Origin of the sequence: Nakamurella deserti (assembly GCF_003260015.1) — a bacterium.
GTDB classification, from domain to species: domain Bacteria; phylum Actinomycetota; class Actinomycetes; order Mycobacteriales; family Nakamurellaceae; genus Nakamurella; species Nakamurella deserti.
The window spans coordinates 2,378,361-2,402,593 of record NZ_QCXS01000002.1 but is presented as its reverse complement, the minus strand read 5'-3'; the positions used below and the strand labels follow the sequence as shown (position 1 = coordinate 2,402,593).

At 73.4% G+C, this 24,233-nt stretch carries 15 protein-coding genes; 9 read left to right on the top strand and 6 right to left on the bottom strand.

Going from position 1 to position 24,233, the window contains the following annotated elements; all coding sequences use genetic code 11:
* Positions 1–54: 54 nt before the first annotated feature.
* The 5 genes from DB033_RS10930 (at position 55) to arfB (ending at position 5,949) form a co-directional block, all read left to right on the top strand.
* The gene (locus tag DB033_RS10930) at positions 55–570 is read left to right on the top strand and encodes a helix-turn-helix domain-containing protein (protein ID WP_157970627.1); all 516 of its coding nucleotides are present in this window, start codon (positions 55–57) and stop codon (positions 568–570) included.
* A 213-nt stretch (positions 571–783) separates the two neighbouring features.
* Positions 784–2,733 (top strand): VanW family protein, encoded by a 1,950-nt coding sequence (locus DB033_RS10925; RefSeq protein WP_111766695.1) that lies wholly within the window; start codon positions 784–786, stop codon positions 2,731–2,733.
* Between the two features lie 35 nt (positions 2,734–2,768).
* Positions 2,769–3,773 (top strand): 3-hydroxyisobutyryl-CoA hydrolase, encoded by a 1,005-nt coding sequence (locus tag DB033_RS10920; RefSeq protein WP_111766694.1) that lies wholly within the window; start codon positions 2,769–2,771, stop codon positions 3,771–3,773.
* A gap of 214 nt (positions 3,774–3,987) precedes the next feature.
* Positions 3,988–4,992 (top strand): M48 family metallopeptidase, encoded by a 1,005-nt coding sequence (locus DB033_RS10915; RefSeq protein WP_420814059.1) that lies wholly within the window; start codon positions 3,988–3,990, stop codon positions 4,990–4,992.
* Between the two features lie 528 nt (positions 4,993–5,520).
* Positions 5,521–5,949, top strand: a complete 429-nt coding sequence (gene arfB, locus DB033_RS10910) for an alternative ribosome rescue aminoacyl-tRNA hydrolase ArfB (RefSeq protein ID WP_240615834.1) — start codon at positions 5,521–5,523, stop codon at positions 5,947–5,949.
* A gap of 3 nt (positions 5,950–5,952) precedes the next feature.
* On the opposite strand, the gene DB033_RS10905 is transcribed toward arfB, so the two are convergent.
* The gene (locus DB033_RS10905; protein WP_111766691.1) at positions 5,953–6,891 is read right to left on the bottom strand and encodes an NAD-dependent epimerase/dehydratase family protein; all 939 of its coding nucleotides are present in this window, start codon (positions 6,889–6,891) and stop codon (positions 5,953–5,955) included.
* Between the two features lie 129 nt (positions 6,892–7,020).
* Here DB033_RS10905 and DB033_RS10900 point away from each other — a divergent pair, with 129 nt between their 5' ends.
* Positions 7,021–7,701, top strand: coding sequence for a TetR/AcrR family transcriptional regulator (locus DB033_RS10900; protein WP_111766690.1), 681 nt, complete (start codon positions 7,021–7,023; stop codon positions 7,699–7,701).
* Between the two features lie 675 nt (positions 7,702–8,376).
* On the opposite strand, the gene DB033_RS10895 is transcribed toward DB033_RS10900, so the two are convergent.
* From DB033_RS10895 to DB033_RS10875, 5 genes are all read right to left on the bottom strand, one after another.
* Positions 8,377–9,987 carry a DEAD/DEAH box helicase gene (locus DB033_RS10895; RefSeq protein ID WP_111766689.1) on the bottom strand — a complete coding sequence of 537 codons (1,611 nt, stop codon included), beginning with the start codon at positions 9,985–9,987 and terminating at the stop codon, positions 8,377–8,379.
* Between the two features lie 642 nt (positions 9,988–10,629).
* The gene (locus DB033_RS10890; protein ID WP_111766688.1) at positions 10,630–12,648 is read right to left on the bottom strand and encodes an ABC transporter ATP-binding protein; all 2,019 of its coding nucleotides are present in this window, start codon (positions 12,646–12,648) and stop codon (positions 10,630–10,632) included.
* Positions 12,645–14,378, bottom strand: coding sequence for an ABC transporter ATP-binding protein (locus DB033_RS10885; protein WP_111767418.1), 1,734 nt, complete (start codon positions 14,376–14,378; stop codon positions 12,645–12,647). Before DB033_RS10885 ends, DB033_RS10890 begins: the two co-directional genes overlap by 4 nt.
* 82 nt (positions 14,379–14,460) lie before the next feature.
* Positions 14,461–16,005 carry an amino acid permease gene (locus DB033_RS10880; protein WP_111766687.1) on the bottom strand — a complete coding sequence of 515 codons (1,545 nt, stop codon included), beginning with the start codon at positions 16,003–16,005 and terminating at the stop codon, positions 14,461–14,463.
* A 77-nt stretch (positions 16,006–16,082) separates the two neighbouring features.
* A complete protein-coding gene (locus DB033_RS10875; RefSeq protein ID WP_111766686.1) occupies positions 16,083–16,943 on the bottom strand; it encodes a LysR family transcriptional regulator in 861 nt (286 codons plus the stop codon).
* A 69-nt stretch (positions 16,944–17,012) separates the two neighbouring features.
* Here DB033_RS10875 and DB033_RS10870 point away from each other — a divergent pair, with 69 nt between their 5' ends.
* The 3 genes from DB033_RS10870 to DB033_RS10860 are packed head-to-tail and all read left to right on the top strand — an operon-like array spanning position 17,013 to position 23,454.
* Positions 17,013–17,942: an EamA family transporter gene (locus DB033_RS10870; RefSeq protein WP_111767417.1), complete on the top strand. Its 930-nt coding sequence runs from the start codon at positions 17,013–17,015 to the stop codon at positions 17,940–17,942.
* Between the two features lie 39 nt (positions 17,943–17,981).
* Positions 17,982–18,632, top strand: a complete 651-nt coding sequence (locus DB033_RS10865; RefSeq protein WP_111766685.1) for a hypothetical protein — start codon at positions 17,982–17,984, stop codon at positions 18,630–18,632.
* Between the two features lie 46 nt (positions 18,633–18,678).
* The gene (locus DB033_RS10860) at positions 18,679–23,454 is read left to right on the top strand and encodes an ATP-dependent helicase (protein ID WP_111767416.1); all 4,776 of its coding nucleotides are present in this window, start codon (positions 18,679–18,681) and stop codon (positions 23,452–23,454) included.
* The last annotated feature ends 779 nt before the right edge of the window (positions 23,455–24,233 follow it).

Below are 24,233 nucleotides of genomic sequence, written 5' to 3'. Positions count from 1 at the left end.
ACCGGTGGATGTCAACGTCGAACAGCTGATCGTCAGCGCAGGGGAAGAGTCGCCATGACGCAGCAGGTGATGACGAGCCATCCGGGGTTGTCCAACAACGACCAGCAGCGATTCGCGCAGGTCGTGACGGAGAAGCTGCGCGAGTCGCGGCGCCGCCAGAAGCTCACCCAGGCCGACGTGGCCAACCGGACCAAGGGTCTGGTCTCCAAGGCCGCGCTGGCCAACTACGAGACCGGTCACCGCTCGTTGCGGATCGACGTCCTGTGGGTCATCGCCCGGGCGCTCGGGGAGGACCTGGGCCACCTGTTGACCCTGGTCGAGCACGAGGTCGCCGGGGCCGTCACCGACGAGGCCCCGGACGCGATCGGTGTCCGGGTCGCCCAGCTGATGCGTGGCACCGATCCGCGGCTGGATCCGGTGCGCCGCTGGTTCGGGCTGCGCCGTGGGAGCGCCGCCGAGGCCACCGAGGACGAGGTCGTCAACCTCGACAACGACGCCCTGCGCGCTCTCGCCGACCTCATGCAGGTGAGCCCGGCCGACCTCCGCCGGATGCTCACCGAGCACTCCTGACCGCCGGGCGCCGGGCGGTGTCCGGCGCCCGGCGCCCGGCGCCACGACCGCACGTCGGTCCGAGGTTGCGTCCGCGTGGTGATCCCCTCACTGGGGTGACGTGACGCGATCGTCAGCCACAATGGAGACCCACCGCCTCTCGGCGGTGGTCGCGTGCTGCCCGGCCGCTATGCCGGTGCGGACGCCCTCCGTTGCGACCTGAGGATCCACTCCGTGCCTGACGACGTCCGTCCCTCTCCGGGTTCCGAGACCCCGACCGCCGACGAGACACCGACGACCGTGGTGCCGGCGGCCGACGCGACCCCGACCAGGGTGTCGCCCGCGGTCGACGCCCGGGCCGCGGACGACGAGGCGGCGGACGTGCTGCCGCTCGAGCAGGAGGAGCCCGAGCCGGCCCCCGCTCGGCGGGGGAGGACGACGGCGCTCGTCGTCGCCGCGGTCGTGCTGCTGCTCGGCGGGGTGTACCTCGTCGACTGGCTGCTCACCAAGAACGACCTGGAGCGCGGCACCACCATCGCCGGCGTCGACGTCGGCGGCCTCAGCCCCGAGCAGGCGCAGGCCCGGCTGGAGCGCGAGCTCGACACCCTGCGGGCACCGATCCCGATGTCGTCCCACGGTGCGGACATCACCCTCGACCCCACCGCGTCGGGGTTGTCCACCGACACGGCGGCGACCGTCGCCGCGGCCGGGACCCGATCGGCCAACCCGTTCACCCGGATCGGCTCGCTCTTCGGCCGGACCACGGAGGTCCCGCTGATCGCCACCGCCGACGAGGCCACCCTCGGCGGTGCCCTCCGCTACATCGGCCTGACCTCCGACGTCGCCGCGGTCGAGGGGCAGCTGACGGTGACCGGTACCGAGGTCACCACCGTCGAGCCCGTGCCCGGCGAGCAGCTCGACGTCGCCGCCGCCACCACGCTCGTCGCCGACGCCTGGACCAGCGGAGACCCGGCCGCGGCCCGCGGTCTGACGCTGCCGGTGACTGAGCAGCCCGTCCGGGTGTCGCCCGGAGCGCTGGCCGCCGCCGCGGCCGACGCCCGGGCCGTGCTGGCCGGTCCACTGACCGTCGTCGCCGCCGACACCACCGTCACCGTCCCGGTCGAGACCATCGCCGCCGCGCTGTCGGTCACGCCCGACGCCGCCGACGGCTTCACCGTGGCCGTCGACCGGGCCGCCGTCGGGGCGGCCTTCCTGCCGCAGGCCGAGGCCGCGCAGACCCCGCCCGTCGACGCGTCCATCGGCATCGTCGACAACGCGCCGGTCATCACCCCCGCGGTGGACGGCCGGACCCTCGACGCGGCGGCGACCGACGCCGCCCTCGACGCCGCCCTGCGCGCACCCGACCGCACCCTGACCGTCGCGTACGCGACCACCCCGCCGGCGGTCACCACCGCCGACATCGAGGCGCTCGGCATCAAGGAGGTCGTCAGCGAGTTCACCACCGGCGGTTTCGCCAGCGACTCCGGGCAGAACGTCCGGCGGGTCGCGGAGCAGGTGCAGGGCGCGATCATCCGGCCGGGGGAGACGTTCTCGCTCAACGGGTACACCGGGCAACGCAGCGCGGCCCAGGGGTACGTGGAGGCCGGCATCATCCAGGACGGCGTCGCGTCGCGGGCCGTCGGCGGGGGCATCTCCCAGTTCGCCACCACCCTGTACAACGCCAGCTACTTCGCCGGGTTCACCGACGTTGAGCACAAGGCGCACTCGTACTACATCTCGCGCTACCCCCCGGGGCGGGAGGCCACCGTCTTCGAGGCGGAGGACGGCACCAGCATCATCGACGTCAAGTTCAGCAACCCGACGGCGACGGCGGTGCTGGTCCAGACGGTGTGGACGCCGGACGACATCACCGTCCGGTTCTGGGGGACGAAGTCGGTCGAGGTGGAGTCCATCTCGGGTGAGCGCTACAACTTCACCTCCGCGCCCACCAAGACCATCCCCTACGGCCAGACCTGCCGCGCCACGAACGGCACCCAGGGGTTCTCCATCGACAACACCCGGGTGATCCGCGACCTCGCCGGCGTCGAGCTGTCCCGCGAGACCACCACCACCGTCTACAACGGGCAGGTCAGGATCAGCTGCCAGCCGCCGCCCGCGCCGTCCACTCCGCCGGCCGCGCCGTCCACTCCGCCGGCCCCCGAGGCGCCTCCCGCGGGGGGCTGACGCCGGCTCGGACCACCCGCACTACCGTGGGCCCGATGAGCGAACCCGAGGTGCTGGCCAGGGTGGAGGGTGCCCTCGGGCACCTCACGCTGAACCGGCCGCGCAGCCTGAACGCGCTGACCCCGACGATGATCGGCGATCTGCACGCCGCGCTGCGGGACTGGGCGGACGACCCGGCGGTGTCGGCCGTGCTGATCGACGGGGCCGGCGACCGCGGCCTGTGCGCGGGCGGCGACATCAAGCTGCTGTACGCCGGGATCCGCGGCGACTCGGTGGTGCCGCTGGAGTTCTGGACGCACGAGTACCGGATGAACGCCGCCATCGCCGCGTTCCCGAAGCCGTTCGTGGCCTACATGGACGGGATCGTGTTCGGCGGCGGGATGGGTGTCTCGGTGCACGGCAGCGTCCGGCTCGTGACGGCGCGGTCGTCGTTGGCGATGCCGGAGACCGCGATCGGACTCGCCCCGGACGTCGGGGCGCTGTACTGGTACGCCCGGATGCCCGGCGGTCTGGGCACCTGGGCCGCGCTCACCGGTGCGCGGCTCGGCGCCGGTGACGCCCTGGCGGCGGGACTGGCCGATCTGTGCTGGCCGGTCGACGGGCACGCCGAGCTGGTGTCCCGGATGCGCACCGGGTGGGTGCCGCGCCCGGTCGACGGGGTGGCGGCGCCGGCGGCCTCGGTGACCGATGCCGATCGGGCGTGGATCGACGACGCCTACACCCGCGACACCGTGGACGACATCGCGGCGGCCCTGGCCGCCCGGCCCGAGCCGGCCGCCGAGGCGTCGCTGGCCCTGCTGCGCGCGATGTCGCCGACCGCGGTCAAGGTGACCCTGGCGGCGGTCCGGCGCGCCGCGACGCTGACCACGGTGGCCGAGGTGCTCGCGCAGGACCTCCGGGTCAGCAGCGAGTTCACCCGGCACCCCGATCTCCCCGAGGGCATCCGGGCCGCGCTCATCGACAGGGACCGCACGCCCCGGTGGACACCCGACCGGTGGGAGGACGTGTCCGACGCGACGGTCGCCGCGTTCTTCACCTGAGGCGGCGCCCGGTCCCTTCCGGGCGGTCGCGATCCGGCGGAACCGACCCGGTCGGGGACCGGCCGCCCTACAGTGACTCTCGGGTCGTGGCCGACAGGGCTGCGCGACCGGGGGGAATCGCATGACCGACCACAACGACGCGAACGACACGGGCACCGGCGACGCGACGGGCGGGCGGCGGCCGACGGGCATCACCCCGCGGCCCGGCACCGTGATGTTCCCGCGGATCAGCCCACGGGCCTACGAGCACCCGGCCGACCGCGGCGTGCTGGCCACGATGCGCGCGGTCCCCGGGCTGTCGGACATCCTGCGCACACTGTCCGGCATCTTTCCCGAACGCGGTGAGCGGCTGATGGCGCTGGCCTCCTCCATCCGGGTGGGCGAGAAGCAGTATCCGCGGATCGAGGCGATGCGCCAGGAGTGCGCGGCGACCCTGGATCTCGAAGCCGTCCCGCACGTCTTCATCGACCGCAATCCGGTCGCCCACGCCATGACGGTCGGCATCGACGAGCCGTTCATCGTGCTCACCACCGGACTGGTCGAGGCGCTCGACGACGACAGCCTGCGGTTCGTCATCGGCCACGAGATGGGGCACGTGCTGTCCGGTCACGCGGTGCTGCGGACGTTGCTGCTGCGGCTGCTCAGCCTGCAGCACACCGTGTCCTGGGTGCCGGCCGGGGCGCTGGGCCTGCGTGCGGTGATCGCCGCGCTGCGCGAGTGGTTCCGCAAGGCCGAGTTGACCGCCGACCGTGCGGGGCTGCTGTGCAGCCAGGACCCGGGTGCCGCCCTGCGCACCCATCTGTTCCTGGCCGGCGGGACCGACACCGACGAGATCGACATCCCCTCGTTCCTGCAGCAGGCCACCGAGTACGAGAACATCGGCGACATCCGCGACTCCATCCACAAGTTCCGGGCCGTGGAAGGGATGAGCCACCCGATGGCGGTCGTCCGCGCCGCGCAGCTGCAGCGCTGGGCGGCGTCGGAGGACTACCGCGCCATCCTGGGCGGTACCTACCAGCGGCGCGACCAGGACAGGCCGGCCGGCGACCTCGGCGACGACCTCGGCTCGGCGGCGACGTCGTACGTGAACGCCGCAGCGGACTCCACCGACCCGATCGTGACGACGCTGACCTCGCTGGGGGAGCAGTTGGCCAAGGCCGGCTCGAAGATCGGCGAGGCGGCGGGACGGATGTTCAACCGGGGTCCCGACACCCGCTGACCGCGGTGCCGACCGGGCTCGCCGGGCACGGTGATCGGCGTCGGGTGGACGCTTCCGCCCGACGGGATCCGTCCGTGGTCGCTGACCCGGTGGTCGGGCTGTACTCCCGACGGGCTGTCCGTGTCTCGTGGCCGTGCCCGTGGACCCGGCCGTCGGCGGACGTCCGACGGGCCTGTGCGTGGATCCGACGGGCCTGTGCTGGACCCCGGCGGCCCGCGCACCCGACGGGACCCGTCCGTGGCCGCGGACCCGGCTGCCGGTGGACACGGATGCCCGGCGGGCCTGTGCTGGACCCCGGCGGCCCGCGCAGCGCGCGACGGGATGTGGCCGTGGCCGTGGCCGCGGACCCGGCAGCTGGTGGACACGGATGTCAGACGGGCTGTGCTGGACTCCGGCGGCCCGCGCAGCGCGCGACGGGCCGTGGCCGTGGCCGTGGCCGTGGCCGCGGACCCGGCGGCCGGTGGGCACGGATGCCCGACGGGAGCGGTCCGAACCCACGGACCGCGGGGACCGGGCCACACTGGACCGGTGCCCGACGACCTGCCCGTCAGCCGCACCCTGGTGATCCCGGGTGCGGAGCTGTCCGAACGCTTCTCGCGCTCCGGTGGGCCAGGTGGCCAGGGCGTGAACACCGCCGACAGCCGGGTCGAGTTGTCGTGGGACGCGGCGGCGTCGCCGGCGCTGGCCGCGGCCGGGGCGCGGGACCGGGTCCTGGCGGCCCTGGCCGGGCGGCTGGTCGACGGGGTGCTCACCATCGCCGCGAGCGAGCACCGCACCCAACTGGCCAACCGCCGCGCCGCCCGGCTGCGACTCGCCGCGCTGCTTCGCGCCGCCGCTGCGCCGCCGCCGGCCACCCGCCGGGCCACCCGGCCGACCCGCGGGTCGAAGGAACGTCGGCTGGCGGCCAAGAAGGTGCGCAGCGACGTCAAACGCGGTCGGGCCGGCGGCTGGAGCTGACGGTCAGTACGCCCGGGTGACCGTCCAGTTGCCCGCCGGACTACCCAGCGTCTGCCGGATGCCCTCGTCCAACGGGGTGTGGTGGTCACCGAACACGGCCACGGTGTCGGCGGTGTCGAGGGTGAACGGGCGACGGAACTGGTAGTTCATCTCCACCAATTCCCGCACCGTGCGGTCGAACAGGCCCGCCAGGCGGAGCATCCAGACCGGCATCGAGCGCAGCCGGGGCGCCGGCGTGTGCTCGATCCGCGCGGCCCGGTCCACCAGCTCCCGCAGCGACACCGCGGGCGGGCCGGGCACCAGCCAGTACCGGTTCCAGCCCCGCGGGTCCAGAACTGCGGCGACCAGCAACCGGCCGGCGTCGGCCGGATTGGTCCAGGCGTGCGGTGCGTCGAGATCGGCCGGTACCAGCGCGGTCCGGCCGGCGCGCAGCTTGTCCATGATCAGGATGGTCAGCAACGACGGTCCGGGGCCGACGTAGTCCGACCCGCGGACGGCTACCGCGGCCCGGATCCGCCCGGCCGCGGCGGCGGCCAGTGCGTCCTCCCACATCCGTTGCCGGACGGCACCTTTCACACTGCTCGGCCGGTCGGGGAGGGCTGCGCTCATGGGACCGTCGACCGGCCCGTAGGGGTAGAGGTTGTCCACGACGGCGAGCACCGCGCCGGCCGCCTCGGCGGCGGTGAGCATCGCCGCTGCCAGCGGCGGCCAGTCGGTGGTCCACCGGTCGTAGGGCGGGTTGACCGCGTTGTAGATGACGGCGGCGCCCGCGGTGTTTCGCACCAGTGCGTCGACGTCGGTGACGTCGAGGGCGATCCGCTCGGTGCCGTCGGGCCCGGTGCCGCGGCGGGTGAGGACACGGACGGTCTCGCCGCGGGTCAGCAGGTCCTCGGCGATCGCGGTCCCGACCGGGCCGGCTCCCAGAACGACGTGAAGGGCCATGACGTTACTCCTGCTCCAGAAGGAGAGCACTGCTCTCGGGGTGCCTCCATCGTGGACGCGTCGAGCCGCACTGTCAAGAGCGGTGCTCACATCGACGACAGGTGCTCTCGAATGCGGCATACTCGCGGTATGAGCACCGTCCGCGACCGCGTCCGCGCCGAGACCATCGACGGCATCAAGGCCTGCGCGCGGCGTCAGCTGGCCGTCGACGGAGCCGACCTGTCGCTGCGGGCCATCGCCCGCGAGCTGGGCATGGTGTCGTCGGCGATCTACCGCTACTTCGCCGGCCGCGACGAGCTGCTCACCGCCCTCATCGTCGACGGCTACACCGCACTGGCCGATCGGGTCGAGGCGCAGGAGGGGGCGGTGCCCCGGGACCGGCCGGCCGAGCGGTTCACCGCCGTCGGGCACGCGGTGCGCGACTGGGCCCGTGCGCACCGCGCCGAGTACGCGCTGCTCTACGGCAGCCCGGTTCCGGGGTACGCGGCGCCCGCGGAAACGGTGGCGCCGGTGCTGCGGATGACCCGCATCCTGGTCGAGATTCTCGTCGACGCTGCGGGTCTCGGGCTGCGACCGGCGCCGGTCGAGGTGCCCGAGCGGCTCCGCAGGGACATCGTCGCCGGCTTGGCGGTCGTCGACCGCGCCGGAGTGGACCCGGCCCTGTTCGCCCGCGGGTTCACCGCGTGGGCGTCGCTGTTCGGCGTGGTGAGCTTCGAACTGTTCGGCCACTCGGTCGGCATCACCGATGATTTCGACGCGTTGTTCGCGGTGCAGCTGGCCGGCCTGGTCGAGGTCGTCGGGCTGCGCTGAGCGCCGGGTTCTCGACCACGACCCGGGGGCTGCGCCGAGATCCTGCGCTTCCGGGCCGGCCACCCGTCGGCGACGACGTCGTGGTTCGACGGCCTCCTCGTGGCCCGATGACGACCCGCCCGGCCCGGTGAGACGCCGACGACCCGATCGCCCGTCGGCGGCCTGGTGTTCCGTCGGCGGCCCGGTGTTCCGTCGGCGGCTTGGTGTTCCGCCGGCGGCCTGGTGTTCCGCCGGCGGCCCGGTGTTTCGCCGTCGGCCCGGTGTTTCGCCGTCGGCCCGGTGTTTCGCCGTCGGCCCGGTGTTCCGCCGCCAGCCCGGTGGCCCGCCGGCGGCCCGGTCGCCCGCTGCCGGCCCGGTGTTCCGTCGGCGGCCCGGTGTTCCGCCGCCGGTCCGGGGTCAGCCGACGGTCCTGCTGCCCGGGTGTCGCAATCGGCCCGGAGCTCTGGCGACGACCCGGTGCAACGACGAGGATCCTCAGGGCCGGCGACGGCCCGGTGTTCCGCCGGCAACCCGGTGGCCGGTGGCCCGCTGGCGGGCCCTGGGGCCGGCGACGACCGGATCGCCCGGTGTCCCGCGAACGGCCGGGAGCTCTCATGACATTCGACCGCCCGGTGGCCCGAAACGACGAACGCTCCCGCCGGCCGTGGGCCGGGGGAGCGTTCGGGTCGAGCGGGGTCAGTTGGAGAGCTGACCGATGATCGTCGCGCCGGGGGTGACCACGGAGGTGGTCGGGGTGATGCCGGCCTGGCGCATCAACTGCTGCACGTCGCCCCGCTGCTCCGGGAGCATGATCGTGACGACGGTGCCGGCCGCGCCGGCCCGGGCGGTGCGGCCCGAGCGGTGCAGGTAGGCCTTGTGCTCGGTCGGCGGATCGATGTGCACGACGAGCGCGATGTCGTCGACGTGGATGCCGCGGGCGGCGATGTCGGTCGCGACGAGCACCTTCGCCGAGCCGTCGGCGAACGCGGCGAGGTTGCGCTCACGGGCGTTCTGGCTCAGGTTGCCGTGCAGGTCGACGGCGTTGATGCCGGACTTCGTCAGCTGCTCGGCCCACTTGCGCGCGGAGTGCTTGGTCCGGGTGAACAGCAGTCGGCGGTCGCCGGAATCGGCCAGCTCGCGCACCACCTGGTTGCGGTGGTCACGGCTGACGGCGAACACGTGGTGCTCCAGGGTCTCGACCTTGGACTGCGCGTCGTCGACGGAGAACACGGCCGGGTCGGTCAGGAAGTCGTTCACCAGGACCGAGATGCCGTTGTCCAGCGTCGCGGAGAACAGCAGGCGCTGACCGTTCGGGTCGGTTGCCTTGAGCAGTCGGCGCACGCCCGGCAGGAAGCCGAGATCGGCCATGTGGTCGGCCTCGTCGAGCACGGTGACCTCGACGGAGCCGAGGTCGGCGCTGCCCGTGTGGATCAGGTCCTCGAGGCGGCCGGGGCAGGCGATGACGATGTCGGCACCGGCACGCAGGGCCGAGGTCTGACCGCCGTAGCCCACGCCGCCGAAGACGACCATGGTCTTCAGGCCGGCCGGCCGGGCCAGCGCGGCGATGGTCTTCTCGACCTGCAGCGCGAGCTCACGGGTCGGCACCAGGACCAGGCCGCGGGGGTGGCCCGGCTTGCTGCGGCCGCCCATCAGGCGGGCGACGAGCGGGATGGCGAAGGCGATGGTCTTGCCGGAGCCGGTACGGCCGCGGCCCAGCACGTCCTTGCCCGCGAGGGTGGCCTCGAGGGTGGCGGACTGGATCGGGAACGGCGACGCCGCACCCAGCGCGGTCAGCGCGGGGATCAACGGAGCCGGCACGCCCAACTCGGCGAACGAGCGACCGTCGGCGGTGGTGACCTTCTGCTCGTTGGCGAACAGCGCCTGCGTCGACAGCCTCGCGGAGACCGACTGCGGGCGGCCGCCCTGGCCCTTCTCGCTGCGACGGTCGGCGCGGTCGAGGTCCTGGCGGGTCTTGATCGCCTCGGAGCCACGGGACTTCGGGCCCTGACCGCCGGAGCGGGTCGCGGTGCCGGTGGACTGGCCGCGACCGCGGCCGCCCTGACCGGACGGGCCGCCCTGGGTCGGCTGGGCACTGCGGCCGGCGCCGCGGGACTGGCCCTGGCCGCCGGAGCGGGCGGCGCCGCCACGGCCACCGCGGGCGCCGCCGCCGGACGTGTTGTCGGTGGTGGTCACCACCCGGTCACCGTTGGCGGTGCGGAAGGACTCGGTGGAGTACGAACTCTGGCGCGCCGGGGCGGTGTCGGAACGACGACCGGACGAGGACGAGCCGGAACGGGGAGAAGACATGAAAGGGGGACATTCCTCTGCGGAAACGGGCGGCACAGAACCGCCCTGGCTGGGTTGGCCGCTGTGCTGGCCACACTCAGCAACGACCGCAGGGACCCATCGTGGGTGCACCTACGCTCATCACGATACCGCTCCGACGATCGGACCTGCGTCCGGTCGCGTGAGAGATCACCCACTGTCCCCGCCGGGCATGTCGCTCCCGGGGCGCGCGACGCACGCCGGAGCGCGGCCGGCGACGTGGTGCGGGGGCGGCGTCAGCTCCGGCCGGTGGCCGTCCCCGGATGTCGGTCGGTGTTCGGGCCTCCCGGGGTCCGCCGCCGAACCGGTGTGCGCCGGGAGATGCGGCAGCACAGCCCGTCTCGCCCCGAGGGTGGTGCCGTCGGCCGGAAGCAGTGGCGCGGCAGGAGGTTTCGTCACCGGCGAGCCGACACCACGCCCGGGTCGGATTCACGTCGGCCGTGGTCCCGGGCATCGGGTCCCCGGCCCGGCACCACGTCTGGTGACCGGGCCGGGCCGGACCGCACCGCCCGACCGTGATCCGCAGGACCGGATCACCGTTCCGGCAACACATCTCGTCACCACCGGGCCGACCCGCACCGCCGGCGTCACCGGCCCGCCCGCACCGCCGGCCCGGCCGAGCGGTCACCCGTCCTCGGCGGAGCTCCCGGCGAACTGTGACCGGTACAGCCGGGCGTAGGTGCCGCCGGCGGCGAGCAGCTCGTCGTGCGTGCCCTGCTCGACGATCGCGCCCGCCTCCATCACCAGGATCAGGTCGGCGTCACGGATGGTCGAGAGCCGGTGCGCGATCACGAAGCTCGTCCGCTCCGACCGCAGCGCCGCCATCGCCCGCTGCACCAGCAGCTCGGTACGGGTGTCGACCGAGCTGGTCGCCTCGTCCAGGATCAGCAGGGCCGGATCGGCGAGGAACGCCCGCGCGATGGTGATCAGCTGTTTCTCACCGGCGCTGACGTTGCCGCCCTCGTCGTCGATGACGGTCTCGTAGCCGTCGGGCAGCGAGTGCACGAACCGGTCGACGAACGTCGCCTCCGCGGCGGCCAGGACGTCCTCCCGGGTGGCCCGCGGATTCCCGTAGTGGATGTTGTCGTAGATGGTGCCGCCGAACAGCCAGGTGTCCTGCAGCACCATGCCGATCTCGGAGCGCAACTGGTGGCGCGACATCGACCGGACGTCCACCCCGTCCAGGGTGATCCGGCCGCCGTCGATCTCGTAGAACCGCATGACGAGGTTGACCAGCGTGGTCTTGCCGGCGCCGGTCGGCCCGACGATGGCCACGGTCTGGCCGGGCTCGGCGACCAGCGACAGGTCGGTGATCAGCGGGGAGTCGGCGCGGTAGGAGAAGTCGACGTGTTCGAAGCGCACCTCGCCGCGGGTCACGGCCGGCGCCGCGGTGTTCACCGTGTCGGGGGTCTGCTCCTCCGCGTCGAGCAGCTCGAACACCCGCTCGGCCGACGCGACACCGGACTGCAGCACGTTGGCCATGGACGCCAGCTGGGTCAACGGCTGGGTGAACTGCCGGGAGTACTGGATGAAGGCCTGCACGTCGCCGACGGTCATCGAACCGGAGGCGATGCGCAGCCCTCCGACCACGGCGATCAGCACGTAGTTGAGGTTCCCGATGAACATCATCGCCGGCATGATGACGCCGCTGACGAACTGCGCGCCGAAGCTCGCGCGGAACAGCTCCTCGTTCTTGCCGGTGAACTGCTCCTCGACCTCCCGCTGCCGGCCGAACACCTTCACCAGCGAGTGACCGGTGAAGGCCTCCTCGATCTGGCCGTTCAGCTCGCCGGTGGTGCGCCACTGGGCGATGAACCTCGGTTGGCTGCGCTTGGCGATCCGCGCGGTCACCACCGCCGACAGCGGCACCGTGACCAGGCCGATCAGCGCCAGCAGCGGCGAGATCACGAACATCATGGTCAGCACGCCGATCACCGTCAGCAGCGAGTTCAGCAGCTGACTCATCGTCTGCTGCAGGCTCTGCGAGACGTTGTCGATGTCGTTGGTGACCCGGCTGAGCACCTCGCCGCGGGTGCGGGCGTCGAAGTAGGACAGCGGCATCCGGTTGAGCTTGTTCTCCACGTCCGACCGCAGCGTGTACATCGTCCGCGCGATGATGCCGTTGAGGATGAAGCCCTGCAGCCAGCTGAACAGCGACGCCCCGACGAACAGCGCCAGCACCAGCGTCAGCAGGCCCCCGAGCCGGGGGAAGTCGATGCCGACGCCGGGGGTGAGCTGCAGCGAGGACAGCAGCTGCGCCCGGTTCGGGTCGCCGGCGGCGAGGGCGGCCGCGACCGCGTCGGCCTGGGTCACCCCGGGGGGCAGGTTGCGGCTGATGAAGCCGTCGAAGATGAGATCGGTGGCCTGACCCAGGATCTTGGGGCCGAGCACGTTGAGCGCCACGCTGATCACGGCCAGCACGACGACGGCGACGACGCCCGGCAGGTCCGGCCGCAGCATCCGGAGCAGCCGGCGGACGGAGACGCGGAAGTTGAGCGCCTTCTCCACGGGCATTCCCATCCCGCCCATCGGCCCGCCGCCGCCGGGCCGCCCACCTGCCGGCCGGCCGGGTGGGGCACCGCCCGCGGGTGGTCCGGCCGGCGGGGTCGGCGCCTTGGTGGTGTCGACGGTGCTGCGGGTCATGCCGACGCCTCCACGGTCATCTGCGACTCCACGATCTCGCGGTAGGTGGGCGAGGTCTCGAGCAGCTCGGCGTGGGTGCCGGTGCCGACCACCCGGCCGTCCTCGAGTACGACGATGCGGTCGGCGCTGATGATCGTCGACACCCGTTGCGCCACCACGATGACCGCCGCATCGCGCACCCACGGGCGCAGCGCTGCGCGCAGCCGGGCGTCGGTGGCCAGGTCGAGCGCGGAGAACGAGTCGTCGAAGAGGTAGATCTCGGGCCGCCGGACGAGGGCGCGGGCGATGGCGAGCCGCTGCCGCTGGCCGCCGGAGACGTTCGTGCCGCCCTGCGCGATCGCGGTGTCCAGGCCGTCCGGCATCTCGCGGACGAAGTCCTCGGCCTGCGCGACCCGCAGGGCCGCCCACAGTTCGTCGTCGGTGGCGGCGGGATTGCCGTAGCGCAGGTTCGTCGCGACGGTGCCGGAGAACAGGTACGGCTTCTGCGGTACGACGGCGACCAGCCGGGCGAGCAGGTCGGGGTCCAGCCGCCGGACGTCGACGCCGTCGACGAGGACCCGGCCGCCGGTGGCGTCGAACAGCCGGGGGACCAGCCCCAGCAGGGTGGTCTTGCCGGAGCCGGTGCTGCCGATGATGGCGGTGGTCTCACCGGCGCGGGCGTCGAAGGTGACGTCGCAGAGCACCGGTTCGGCCGCGCCCGGGTAGGCGAACTCGGCGCCGCGCAGGGAGACCGTCGCGTGCTCCGTCACCGCGGTGACCGGGTCGGGAGGCGGGACGACGGAGCTGTCGGTCTCCAGCACCTCCATGATGCGGTCGGCGCAGACGGTGGCGCGCGGGATCATCGTGGCCATGAAGGTCGCCATCATGACCGAGATGAGGATCTGCATGAGGTACTGCAGGAAGGCGACCAGGTCCCCGACCTGCATCTGACCGCTGTCCACCCGGAACGACCCGAACCACAGCACGGCGACGCTGGACACGTTGAGCACCAGCATCACGGTGGGGAACATCAGCGCGAGCAGCCGGCCGACCTTCAGGGCGGTAGCGGTGACGTCGGTGTTGGCGTCGGCGAACCGCTGCGTCTCGGTGTCCTCCCGGACGAAGGCGCGCACCACGCGCATCCCGGCGATCTGCTCGCGCAGCACCCGGTTGATGGCGTCGATCTTGACCTGCATGATCCGGAACTGCGGGACCAGCCGCACGACGATGAGCCCGATGCAGATCACCAGCACCGGCACCGACACCACCAGCAGCCACGACAGCGGGCCGTCGGTGCGCAGCGCCATGACGATGCCGCCGATGCACATGATCGGGGTGGAGACGAACATCGTGCAGACCATCAGCACCAGCATCTGGACCTGGGTGACGTCGTTGGTGTTGCGGGTGATCAACGAGGGTGCGCCGAAGGTGTTGAGCTCCCGCGCCGAGAACGAGCCGACCTGCCGGAAGAGGCCGAGCCGGACGTCCCGGCCGAAGCTCATGGCGGTCAGGGCGCCGTGGTAGACGGCGCCGATGGCCGCCGCGATCTGGATGAGCGAGACGCCCAGCATGATCGCGCCGGTGCGCCAGATGTAGCCCGTGTCGCCGACCGCGACCCCGTGGTCGATGATGTCGGCGTTGAGGTCGGGCAGGTAGAGGGTGGCCACGGTCTGGACGAGTTGCAGGACGACGACGACCGTCAACGGGCCCCGGTAGCGACCGAGGAACAGGCGCAGCAGGCGGATCAACACGGGCGGCTCCGGATCGCACGGGTCGGCGCCGCGGCGGCGGACGTCGGGGTGTCCCGGGGTGGAGCCGCCGGTCGGAGCGCGGTCAGCCGGTCGGCCCTCCGCCATCCTGCTCCCGGGCGCGCCGTCCGACCAGTGACTTTCGTCTGCCGTAGGCGTAATAGACGACGACCCCGAGGGCCATCCAGACCAGGAAGCGCACCCAGGTGATGGCGGTCAGGTTGATCATCAGCCACAGGCAGGCGAGCACCGACAGGATGGGCAGCACCGGCATGAACGGCACCGTGAACGACCGTTCGAGGTCGGGTCGGGTCCGCCGCAGGACGACCACGCCGATGGACACGAGCACGAAGGCGAACAACGTGCCGACGTTGACCATCTCCTCGAGCACGCTGATCTCGGAGAACCCGGCGATGACGGCGACCACGGCGCCGACGCCCAGGGTGATCCGTGCCGGGGTGCCCGACTTCTCGCTCACCCGGGACATCCCCAGCGGGAGCAGCCCGTCGCGGCTCATCGCGAAGATGATGCGGCTCTGGCCGAGCAGCAGCACCAGCACGACCGTGGTGAGGCCGGCCAGCGCGCCGATGGCGATGACGTTGGCCGCCCAGCCGACCCCGACCGCGCTGAACGCGGTGGCCAGGGTGGCGGCGGAGCCGTCGTGGGTGCCGTCCGGCAGCTGCGGCCCGAGCTGGTCGTAGGGGACCATGCCGGTCAGCACGACGGTGACCAGCACGTAGAGCACGGTGACGATGACCAGCGACCCCAGGATGCCCCGCGGCAGGTCCCGCCGGGGGTTCTTCGTCTCCTCGGCGGCGGTCGCGACGATGTCGAAGCCGATGAACGCGAAGAAGACCAGCGACGCCGCCGACAGCACCCCGAAGACCCCGAAGCTGGACGGCGCCCCGCCGGTGATCAGCTGCAGCAGCGGCTGCTCGAGGCCCGCCACGGTGCCCTCGGCCGGCGGCCGGCTCGGCGGCACGAACGGCGACAGGTTCGACGCCTTGAAGTAGAAGAAGCCGACCACGATGACCAGCAGGACCACGGCGACCTTGATGGAGGTGATGACGAGGTTCACGCGCGCCGACACCTTGGCGCCCTGCATCAGCAGCACGGTGATGACGGCGACGATGATCACGGCGCCCCAGTCGAACTCGACGCCGCCCAGGTCCACCGTGGTGGTCAGCGACCCGCCGAACTGGGTGAACAGGTTGCCCAGGTACAGCGACCAGCCCTTGGCCACGACCGCACCGCCCAGCGCCAGCTCGAGCACGAGGTCCCAGCCGATGATCCAGGCGACGAGCTCGCCGAGCGTGGCGTAGGAGAAGGTGTACGCCGACCCGGCGACCGGCACCGTGGAGGCGAACTCGGCGTAGCAGACCGCGGCCAGCCCGCAGGCGATCGCCGCGATCACGAACGCCACCGACACGGCCGGTCCGGCCACCGTCGCGGCCGCGCGGGCGGTCAGGGTGAAGATGCCGGCGCCGATGACGACGGCGACACCGAAGACCGTCAGGTCCCAGGAGGTCAACGTGCGCTTGAGCTTCCTGCCGGGTTCGTCGGTGTCGCGGACGGACTGTTCGACGGATTTGGTCCGGCGCCAGCCGTTGCGGGCGGGGGAGGTCGTCATCGAGGGCCTTTCGCCGGGCGGGGAGGTCGGCTGACCAGGAGCGGAACGCTATCGCACCCCGCGCGGCCGGCCGGTCGTCAGCGCACGGTCCGGTACAGCTCCGACAACAACTCGGCCAACGGCGCCGCCGCCGGGGGCGGTTCGTCACGCCACCACACCAGCTGGACGGTGATCGGCGGGGCGTCGCGAACCACCCGGTAGGCGATGCCGGGCCGCGGATACTGCGCGACCGTCGCCTCCGACGTCATCCCGACGACGTCGCCGGCGGCGATCAGCCCCAGCCAGTCGTCGATGTCGGACGTCCCCACGACGTCCGTCGGCCGGGCGTCGGTGGGCCACAGCGCGGTGGTGGTGGTCCCGGTCCGGTGGTCGACGGCCATCCGGCGGGGGACGAAGTCGGCCATCCGCAGCGAGCGCCGCCGCGCCCACGGGTCGTCGGCCGCGCACACCCCGTAGCGCCGCTCCAGGCCCACCACCACCGACTCGAAGCGGCGGGCGTCGACCGGGCTGCGCACGATGGCCAGGTCCGACTGGCCCTCCGACATCCCGGCGGTCGGCGAGTTCGTCCGGGTCAGGATCAGCTCGACGTCGGGGTGGGCGCGGTGCCAGCGCCGCTGGAACTCCACGGTGTGCCGGCCCACCGCCGACCAGGCGTACCCGAGCCGGACCCGGTCCTGCCCGGCACGGGCGTCGACGACGAGCCGGTCGAGGTCGCGGAGCAACTGCCGGGCGTGCGGCAGCACCCGGGTCCCGGCCGTGGTCAGGGTCACCTCGCGCGAGGTCCGCCGGAACAGCCGCACGCCGAGGACGGCCTCCAGCCGCGCCACCGACCGGGACACCGCGGCCTGGGAGACCCCGAGCGCGATGGCGGCGTCGGTGAAAGTGCCCTGCTCGACCACCGCGACGAGACTGCGCAACTGCCCGGGTTCCACATCCATGCGTCGAGCGTATAGCTGCGGCAGTGAATGCATTGTGCGAATGCGAGAGCGGCCGTGAAGCTGGACGCCATGACCACCACCACCGGCGCCGCCTCCGTCTCCGCCCCGACGGCCGCCGACACCCGCGGGAGCCGCAGCGGCCTGGCGATGCTGCTGGGCAGCGCGCTCTCGGCGCAGGTGGGTGCGGCCGTGGGCAGCACCGCGTTCCCGGTGATCGGCCCCGTCGGGGTGGTCGCGGTGCGGCAGTTCGTCTCGGCGATCGCGCTGCTCGTCGTCGCCCGCCCGCGGCTGTGGACGTTCAGCTGGTTCCAGTGGCGGCCGACGATCCTGCTGGGGCTGGTCTTCGGGGTGATGAACTTCGGCCTCTACACCGCGGTCGACCGGATCGGCCTCGGTCTCGCGGTGACGCTGGAGTTCCTCGGTCCGCTGGCCGTCGCCCTGGCCACCGCCTGGACGGTCCGGACGGCGGCGATCGCCGCGCTGGCCGTGGCCGGTGTGGTGCTGCTGACCGACCCGTCACCGACGACCGACTGGATCGGCGTCGGCGCCGGCCTGCTGGCGGCCGGCTGCTGGGCGGCCTACATCCTGCTCAACCGGGAGGTCGGCCGGCGGCTGCCGGGTGTCCAGGGATCGGCCGCCGCGGCGACCCTCTCGGCGCTGTGCTTCATCCCGATCGGCATCGTCACCTTCGTGCACCACCCGCCGACCGGCACCGCCCTCGTCGCCGCCGTGGTGGTGGGGCTGCTGTCGTCGGTGGTTCCGCAGATCGCCGACCTGCTGGCGCTGCGCCGGCTGCCCGCCGCGGTGTTCGGCATCCTGATGAGCGCGCACCCCGTGTTCGCCGCCCTCGTCGGCCTGATCGGTCTCGGTCAGCACCTCGGCGCCGGGCAGTGGGCCGGGATCGGCGTCATCATCACGGCCAACGTCGCGTCGGTGCTCGTCGCGGCACGGGCGGTCACCGCCCCCGCGGAACGCCGGGTCGTCGTGCCCGCACGCTGACGGGGTTGCCGTACCCCCGCTCCGGTGGTGGGGTGGGCCATGCACAGTGACCACGTCCCCGGCGACACCCCGGAGGAGCGGGCGCGGATGCGCGCGCTGATGAAGGCGACCCGGATGCCACCGAACGAGGTCGGTGTCCCGGTGCCGGGGCCCCTCGTCCTGGCGCGGACGGCTGACGCCGCGGTCCTCCTCGGCGCCCTGCGTGTCTTCAGCACCGGTGTGCAGCTCGCCCTGCAGACCAGGACCCGCCAGAACCTGCCGCCGCGGGAGATCGGACCCGGTGGGGCACGGTTCCCGGGGTTGCGGGGGACCGAGGTGATGCTGGGCGTGGAGTTCTCCGACGGTCGGCGGGCCTCGAACCTGGGCGGCCCCCGCGGATTCCTGCCGACCGCCGCATCCGGGGCCGTCTCGCTGGTACGGGCCGGGGGCAGCGCGTCCGGTCGCACGGCGGACTCCACCTTCTACCTCACGCCGCTCCCGCCGGACGGGCCGCTCACGTTGGTCGTCGCCGCACCCGACCTCGACATCCCGGAGCACCGGACCGAACTCGACGCGACGGCGCTGCGCCAGGCGGCCGGCCGGGTCGAGGTGCTGTGGGTCGAGCCCGAACCCGTCGAACCCGGCGAGCCGCCCGTGTTCGGTGTCCCGGAGCCGCCGGCGGGGGGATGGTTCGACCGGCACCGCCGCTGACCGCGCTCCGCAGGGCACTGTCGGTGCCGCGGTCCACAATGGCGGGGTGACTTCGGACCTCCCTGCCGACGGCGGCGCCATCCTGCGTGAGGCGGGCTTCTCCGACCTCGTGTCGGACTGGTTCGGAGGCTCGTTCGCCGCCCCCACCTCGGCGCAGCTCGGGGCCTGGTCGGCGATCCGCAACGGCGACCACACGCTCGTCGTCGCCCCCACCGGCTCCGGCAAGACGCTGGCCGCGTTCCTGTCCGCGATCGACCGGCTGGTGGTGGCCAAGGCCGCCGCTCCGGTGCCCGCCGCGCCCCGCCGCGGGGCCCGGGGTGCGGTGGCCACCGCGGAGCGGGAGGAGGCCGCCGCGGCCGCCGCCTCCCGGTGCCGGGTGCTCTACCTGTCGCCGCTCAAGGCGCTGGCCGTGGACGTCGAACGCAACCTGCGCGCCCCGCTGATCGGCATCGCCGTGCAGGCCGAGCTGCAGGGCAAACCGGTCCCCGACATCCAGGTCGCGGTCCGCTCCGGCGACACCTCGACCGAGGAGCGGCGGCAGTTCGGCAAGGCCGGCGCCGACATCCTCATCACCACACCGGAGTCGCTGTTCCTCATCCTCACCAGCCGCGCCCGGGAGATGCTGACCGGCGTCGAGACGGTCATCATCGACGAGGTCCACGCCGTCGCCGGCACCAAACGGGGCGCACACCTCGCGTTGTCGCTGGCCCGGCTGGACGCCCTGCTGGACAAGCCGGCGCAGCGCATCGGTCTGTCCGCCACCGTGCGGCCCCTGGAGGAGGTCGGCCGCTTCCTCACCGGCGGCATGCCGGTGACCATGGTGCAGCCGCCGGCCAGCAAGAAGATCGACGTCGACGTCATCATCCCGGTGGCCGATCTGACCGCCCTCGGCGAGCCCACCGGCGACCTCACCGGTACCGCCGCCGGCGACGTCGCGCGGACGTCGATCTGGCCGCACGTCGAGGAACGCATCGTCGACCTGATCAACCAGCACCGGTCGACCATCGTGTTCGCGAACTCCCGCCGGCTCGCCGAGCGGCTGACCGCCCGGCTGAACGAGATCCACGGCGAGCGGCTGCTGACGGCGGCGAGCGAGGAGTCGGGCGAGCCCGTGTCCGCCGACGGCTTCCCGGCCCTGATGCCGGGCAGCTCCGGCCTGATGGCCGGCGCGTCCCCGATCCTGGCCAAGGCCCACCACGGGTCGGTGTCGCGCAGCCAGCGCGCCATCGTCGAGGACGAGCTGAAGTCCGGGCTGATCCCGGCGGTGGTGGCGACCAGCTCGCTGGAGCTGGGCATCGACATGGGCGCGGTCGATCTCGTCATCCAGGTCGAGACGCCGCCGAGCGTGGCCAGTGGCCTGCAGCGGGTCGGTCGGGCCGGCCACCAGGTCGGCGCCGTGTCGCACGGGGTGATGTTCCCGAAGTACCGCGGTGACCTGGTGTCGTCGGCGGTGGTGTCGGAGCGGATGACCGCCGGCGCGGTGGAGGCCCTGGCCGTCGTCGCCAACCCGTTGGACGTGCTGGCGCAGCACATCGTGTCGATCGTGGCGATGGACCCGATCACCGTCGACGACCTGCACGAGCTGGTCCGGCGGTCGGCGCCCTACGCCGGGTTGTCCCGCGGCGTCCTCGAGGCCGTGCTGGACATGCTGTCCGGCCGCTACCCGTCGGAGGAGTTCGCCGAGCTGCGCCCCCGGCTCGTCTGGGACCGCGGCAACGGTGAGCTGAGCGGCCGCCCCGGCGCCCAGCGGCTGGCCATCACCTCCGGCGGCACCATCCCCGACCGCGGGATGTTCGGCGTCTTCCTGGCCGGTGGCGAGGGCCCGGGCCGCCGGGTGGGCGAGCTCGACGAGGAGATGGTCTACGAGTCGCGGGTCGGTGACGTCTTCGCCCTCGGCTCCACCTCGTGGATGATCACCGAGATCACGCACGACCGGGTCCTGGTGCTGCCCGCGCCCGGCCGGCCCGGGCGGCTGCCGTTCTGGAAGGGCGACGGCCTCGGCCGGCCCGCCGAGCTGGGCCGGGCGCACGGCGCCTTCCTGCGTGAGATCGGTCAGGTCAGCGATCCGGAGGCCCGGACGCGGTTGACCGCCGCCGGTCTGGACACCTGGGCCGCCGACAACCTGTTGACCTATCTGGCCGAGCAGCGCGCGGCGACCGGCACCCTGCCCGACGAGAAGACGATCATCGTCGAGCGGTTCCGCGACGAGCTGGGGGACTGGCGCGTCGTCCTGCACTCACCGTTCGGCGCCGCGGTGCACGCGCCGTGGGCGCTGGCCGTCGCGGCCCGGATGCGGGAGCGGTTCGGCATCGACGTGCAGGCCATGCACGCCGACGACGGCATCGTCTTCCGGCTGCCCGACCTCGAGTTCGACGGTGGCGCGCCGGAGATCGGCGACCTGGTGGTGCTCGAGCCCGACGAGCTGGAACGCGACATCACCACCGAGCTCGGTGGTTCGGCGATTTTCGCGTCCCGCTTCCGGGAGTGCGCGGCCCGGGCGCTGCTGCTGCCGCGGCGGCAGATCGGCCGCCGGCAGCCGCTCTGGCAGCAACGGCAGCGGGCGTCCCAGCTGCTGGAGGTCGCGTCGCGGTACCCGACCTTCCCGATCATCGCCGAGACGATCCGGGAGGTCCTGCAGGACGTCTTCGACGTCCCCGGTCTGGTCGACCTGATGAAGCAGATCGCCGGCCGGGGCGTGCGTGTCATCGAGGTCGAGACCCAGACCCCGTCGCCGTTCGCCCAGTCGCTGCTGTTCGGCTACGTCGCCCAGTTCCTCTACGAGGGGGACTCGCCGCTGGCCGAGCGCCGCGCGGCCGCGCTCGCCGTCGACCCGTCGCTGCTCGCCGACCTGCTCGGGCACGGCGACGGACTCGCGCTGCGCGACCTGCTCGACCCGGCCGCGATCGAACGCACCGAGTTCGAGCTGCAGCGCCTCGCCGAGGGCCGGCAGGCGCGCAACGCCGAGGAGGTCGTCGACCTGGTCCGCGTCCTCGGGCCACTCAGCGCCGACGAGATCGCCGCCCGCAGCACCGAACCCGCGTCCGTCGCCGGCTGGCTGGACGCGCTGGTCGACGCCCGCCGGGTGGTGCTCGTCCGCGTCGCCGGTCACGAGAGGTACTGCGAGCCCGGGGATGTGGCCGCCCTGCGGGACGGTCTCGGGGTCAACGTGCCGCTCGGGGTGGCGCAGGCGTTCCTGGACCGGGTGGCCGATCCGCTCCTCGCGCTGCTCGGCCGGTGGTCGCGGGTCCGGGGGCCGTTCACGGCCGCCGACGCGGCGGCCCGTTTCGGCCTCGGTCCCGCCGTGGCCGGTGACGTCCTCAAACGGCTGGTCGGCAGCGGTCGGCTGGTGCAGGGCGAGTTCCGGCCCACCGGCTCCGGCGGCGTCGAGGGGTCGGTCGAGTTCGTCGATGCGGAGGTCCTGCGGCTGCTGCGCCGGCGCTCGCTGGCCAGCCTGCGCGCCGAGGTCGAACCGGTGCCGCCGGCCGCGTTCGCCCGCTTCCTGCCCGCCTGGAACGGCATCGGCCCGTCCGCCCGCAAGGAGGACCGGCTCCGCGGCTCCGACGGCCTGCTGCGCTGCATCGAGCAGCTGGCCGGGGTGATGGTGCCGGCCTCGGCGCTGGAGACCCTGGTGCTGCCGGCCCGTCTCGCCGGCTACACGCCGGGCCTGCTGGACGAGCTGATGGCCGCCGGTGAGGTCATCTGGGCCGGGCACGCCGCGCTGGCCAAGGACGACGGCTGGGTCTCGCTGCACCTGACCGACGCCGCCCCGCTGACCCTGCCGCTGCCCGTCGGCGCCCGCGACGAACCGGACCCGCAGGTGCTCGGGGACATCCACGGCGCGGTGCTCGAGGTACTCGCCGGCGGCGGTGCCTACTTCTTCCGTCCGCTGTCGGACGCGGTGGCGCTGCGGGTCGGCCACATCGACGACGCCAAGCTGGTCGAGGTGATGTGGGACCTGGTCTTCGCCGCCCAGATCACCGGCGACACGCTGACCCCGGTCCGGGCCCGGCTCGCCGGCGGCAAGACCACGCACAAGCAGCGCCCGGCGGCGCCGCGGTCCCGGCTGCGGGGGATGGGCCTGTCGCGCTCGTCGCTGACCGCCGCCGCCGCACGGCCCGCCCCGGCGACCGTGGCGGGTCGCTGGTCACTGGTGCCACCGGTCGACACCGACCCGACGGTCCGGGCGCACGCCACCGCCGAGATCCTGCTCGACCGCTACGGTGTCGTCACCCGCGGTTCGGTGGTGGCCGAGGAGATCCCCGGCAACTTCGCCGGCGTCTACCGCGTGCTGTCGGCGTTCGAGGAAGCCGGCCGCACCCGGCGCGGCTACTTCATCGAGGGCCTGGGGGCCGCCCAGTTCGCGTCCACCGGCGCGGTCGACCGGCTCCGCACCTTCGTGCGGACCCCGGGCTCGGAGATCCTGCAGAACGAGACCGAGGCGGCCGTGGTGCTGGCCGCGGCCGACCCCGCCAACCCCTACGGCGCCGCTCTGCCGTGGCCTGAGGTGATGGCCGATGAGAAGCACCGGCCGGCCCGCCGCGCGGGTGCGATGGTCGCGCTGGTCGACGGCGAGATCGCTCTGTACGCCGAGCGCGGCGGTAAGACCCTGCTCAGCTTCACCGAGGACGCCGACGTGCTCGCGTCCGCGGCCCGGGGTTTCGCGGCCGCGGTGACGCGCGGCGGTCTGGGCGCGATGACCGTGCAACGCATCAACGGGGCGGAGGCGCTGGCCGCGTCCGGCTCACCGGTCACCCCGGCGCTGGAGGAGGCCGGGTTCGCGGCCACCCCGAGCGGCCTGCGACTGCGCCCGGCGGTGCGCTGACCGGTCCACCGTCATCGGCTCGCTGTCGTCGGCTCGCTGTCACCGGCTTGCTGCGGTCGGTCCGGTGTCCGTCGGTCCGCTGTCCGTCGGTCCGCCACGACGGCCCGGCGTGGGGGAGGCGACCGGCGACTGTCGCCGGTCCGGTGGCCACGGCGAGCTACCCCGCACCGCCGACCCCCGCGGCCGGTCCGGTGGTCACGGCGAGCTACCGCCGGCGCCCGCGGCCGGTCCGGTGGCCCCCGTGAGCTACCGCCGACTCCCGGGGCCGGTCCGGTGGCCCCGGTGAGCTACCGCGCACCGGCGACGCCGACTCCTGCGGCCGGTCCGGTGGCCCCGGTGAGCTACTGCCGACTCCTGCGGCCGGTTCGGTGGCCCGGGTGAGCTACCGCCGACGCCGACGCCCGCGGCCGGTCCGGTGGCCAGGGCGAGCTACCGCACCGCCGACGCCGGCCGCCGCCGACGCCCGCGGCCGGTCCGGTGGCCACGGCGAGCTACCGCACCGCCGACGCCGCCGCCGACGCCGACGCCTGCGCCGGTCCGGCCCGGGTGCCGGCCCGGTCTGCAGGCCGCCCACAGGGACGTCCCGCAGCCCGGTGATCCGGCGTCGGTGGGGCGTCCGCGGTCGACGTGATGTACGTCGCATCGGCCCCCCGGGCGCAACCCCGGTGCCACGGCGCCCGGACGCGACGGCCGCCGCCGTCCCCGCTGGTCACTCGGCGCGTCACGGACGCACGGACCCGCCGGGCCGGCCCGCATCGGTGCCGGGGCGGACGCTCTCA

Bases quoted from the DNA above. Each gene is read 5' to 3' on its own strand.
- DB033_RS10870 (WP_111767417.1), top strand. From the start codon at position 17,013: ATGACCACCACCACCGGCGCCGCCTCCGTCTCCGCCCCGACGGCCGCC.
- DB033_RS10890 (WP_111766688.1), bottom strand. From the start codon at position 12,648: ATGACCCGCAGCACCGTCGACACCACCAAGGCGCCGACCCCGCCGGCC.
- DB033_RS10865 (WP_111766685.1), top strand. From the start codon at position 17,982: ATGCACAGTGACCACGTCCCCGGCGACACCCCGGAGGAGCGGGCGCGG.
- DB033_RS10875 (WP_111766686.1), bottom strand. From the start codon at position 16,943: ATGGATGTGGAACCCGGGCAGTTGCGCAGTCTCGTCGCGGTGGTCGAG.
- DB033_RS10880 (WP_111766687.1), bottom strand. From the start codon at position 16,005: ATGACGACCTCCCCCGCCCGCAACGGCTGGCGCCGGACCAAATCCGTC.
- DB033_RS10920 (WP_111766694.1), top strand. From the start codon at position 2,769: ATGAGCGAACCCGAGGTGCTGGCCAGGGTGGAGGGTGCCCTCGGGCAC.
- DB033_RS10930 (WP_157970627.1), top strand. From the start codon at position 55: ATGACGCAGCAGGTGATGACGAGCCATCCGGGGTTGTCCAACAACGAC.
- DB033_RS10915 (WP_420814059.1), top strand. From the start codon at position 3,988: ATGTTCCCGCGGATCAGCCCACGGGCCTACGAGCACCCGGCCGACCGC.
- DB033_RS10905 (WP_111766691.1), bottom strand. From the start codon at position 6,891: ATGGCCCTTCACGTCGTTCTGGGAGCCGGCCCGGTCGGGACCGCGATC.
- DB033_RS10895 (WP_111766689.1), bottom strand. From the start codon at position 9,987: ATGTCTTCTCCCCGTTCCGGCTCGTCCTCGTCCGGTCGTCGTTCCGAC.
- DB033_RS10900 (WP_111766690.1), top strand. From the start codon at position 7,021: ATGAGCACCGTCCGCGACCGCGTCCGCGCCGAGACCATCGACGGCATC.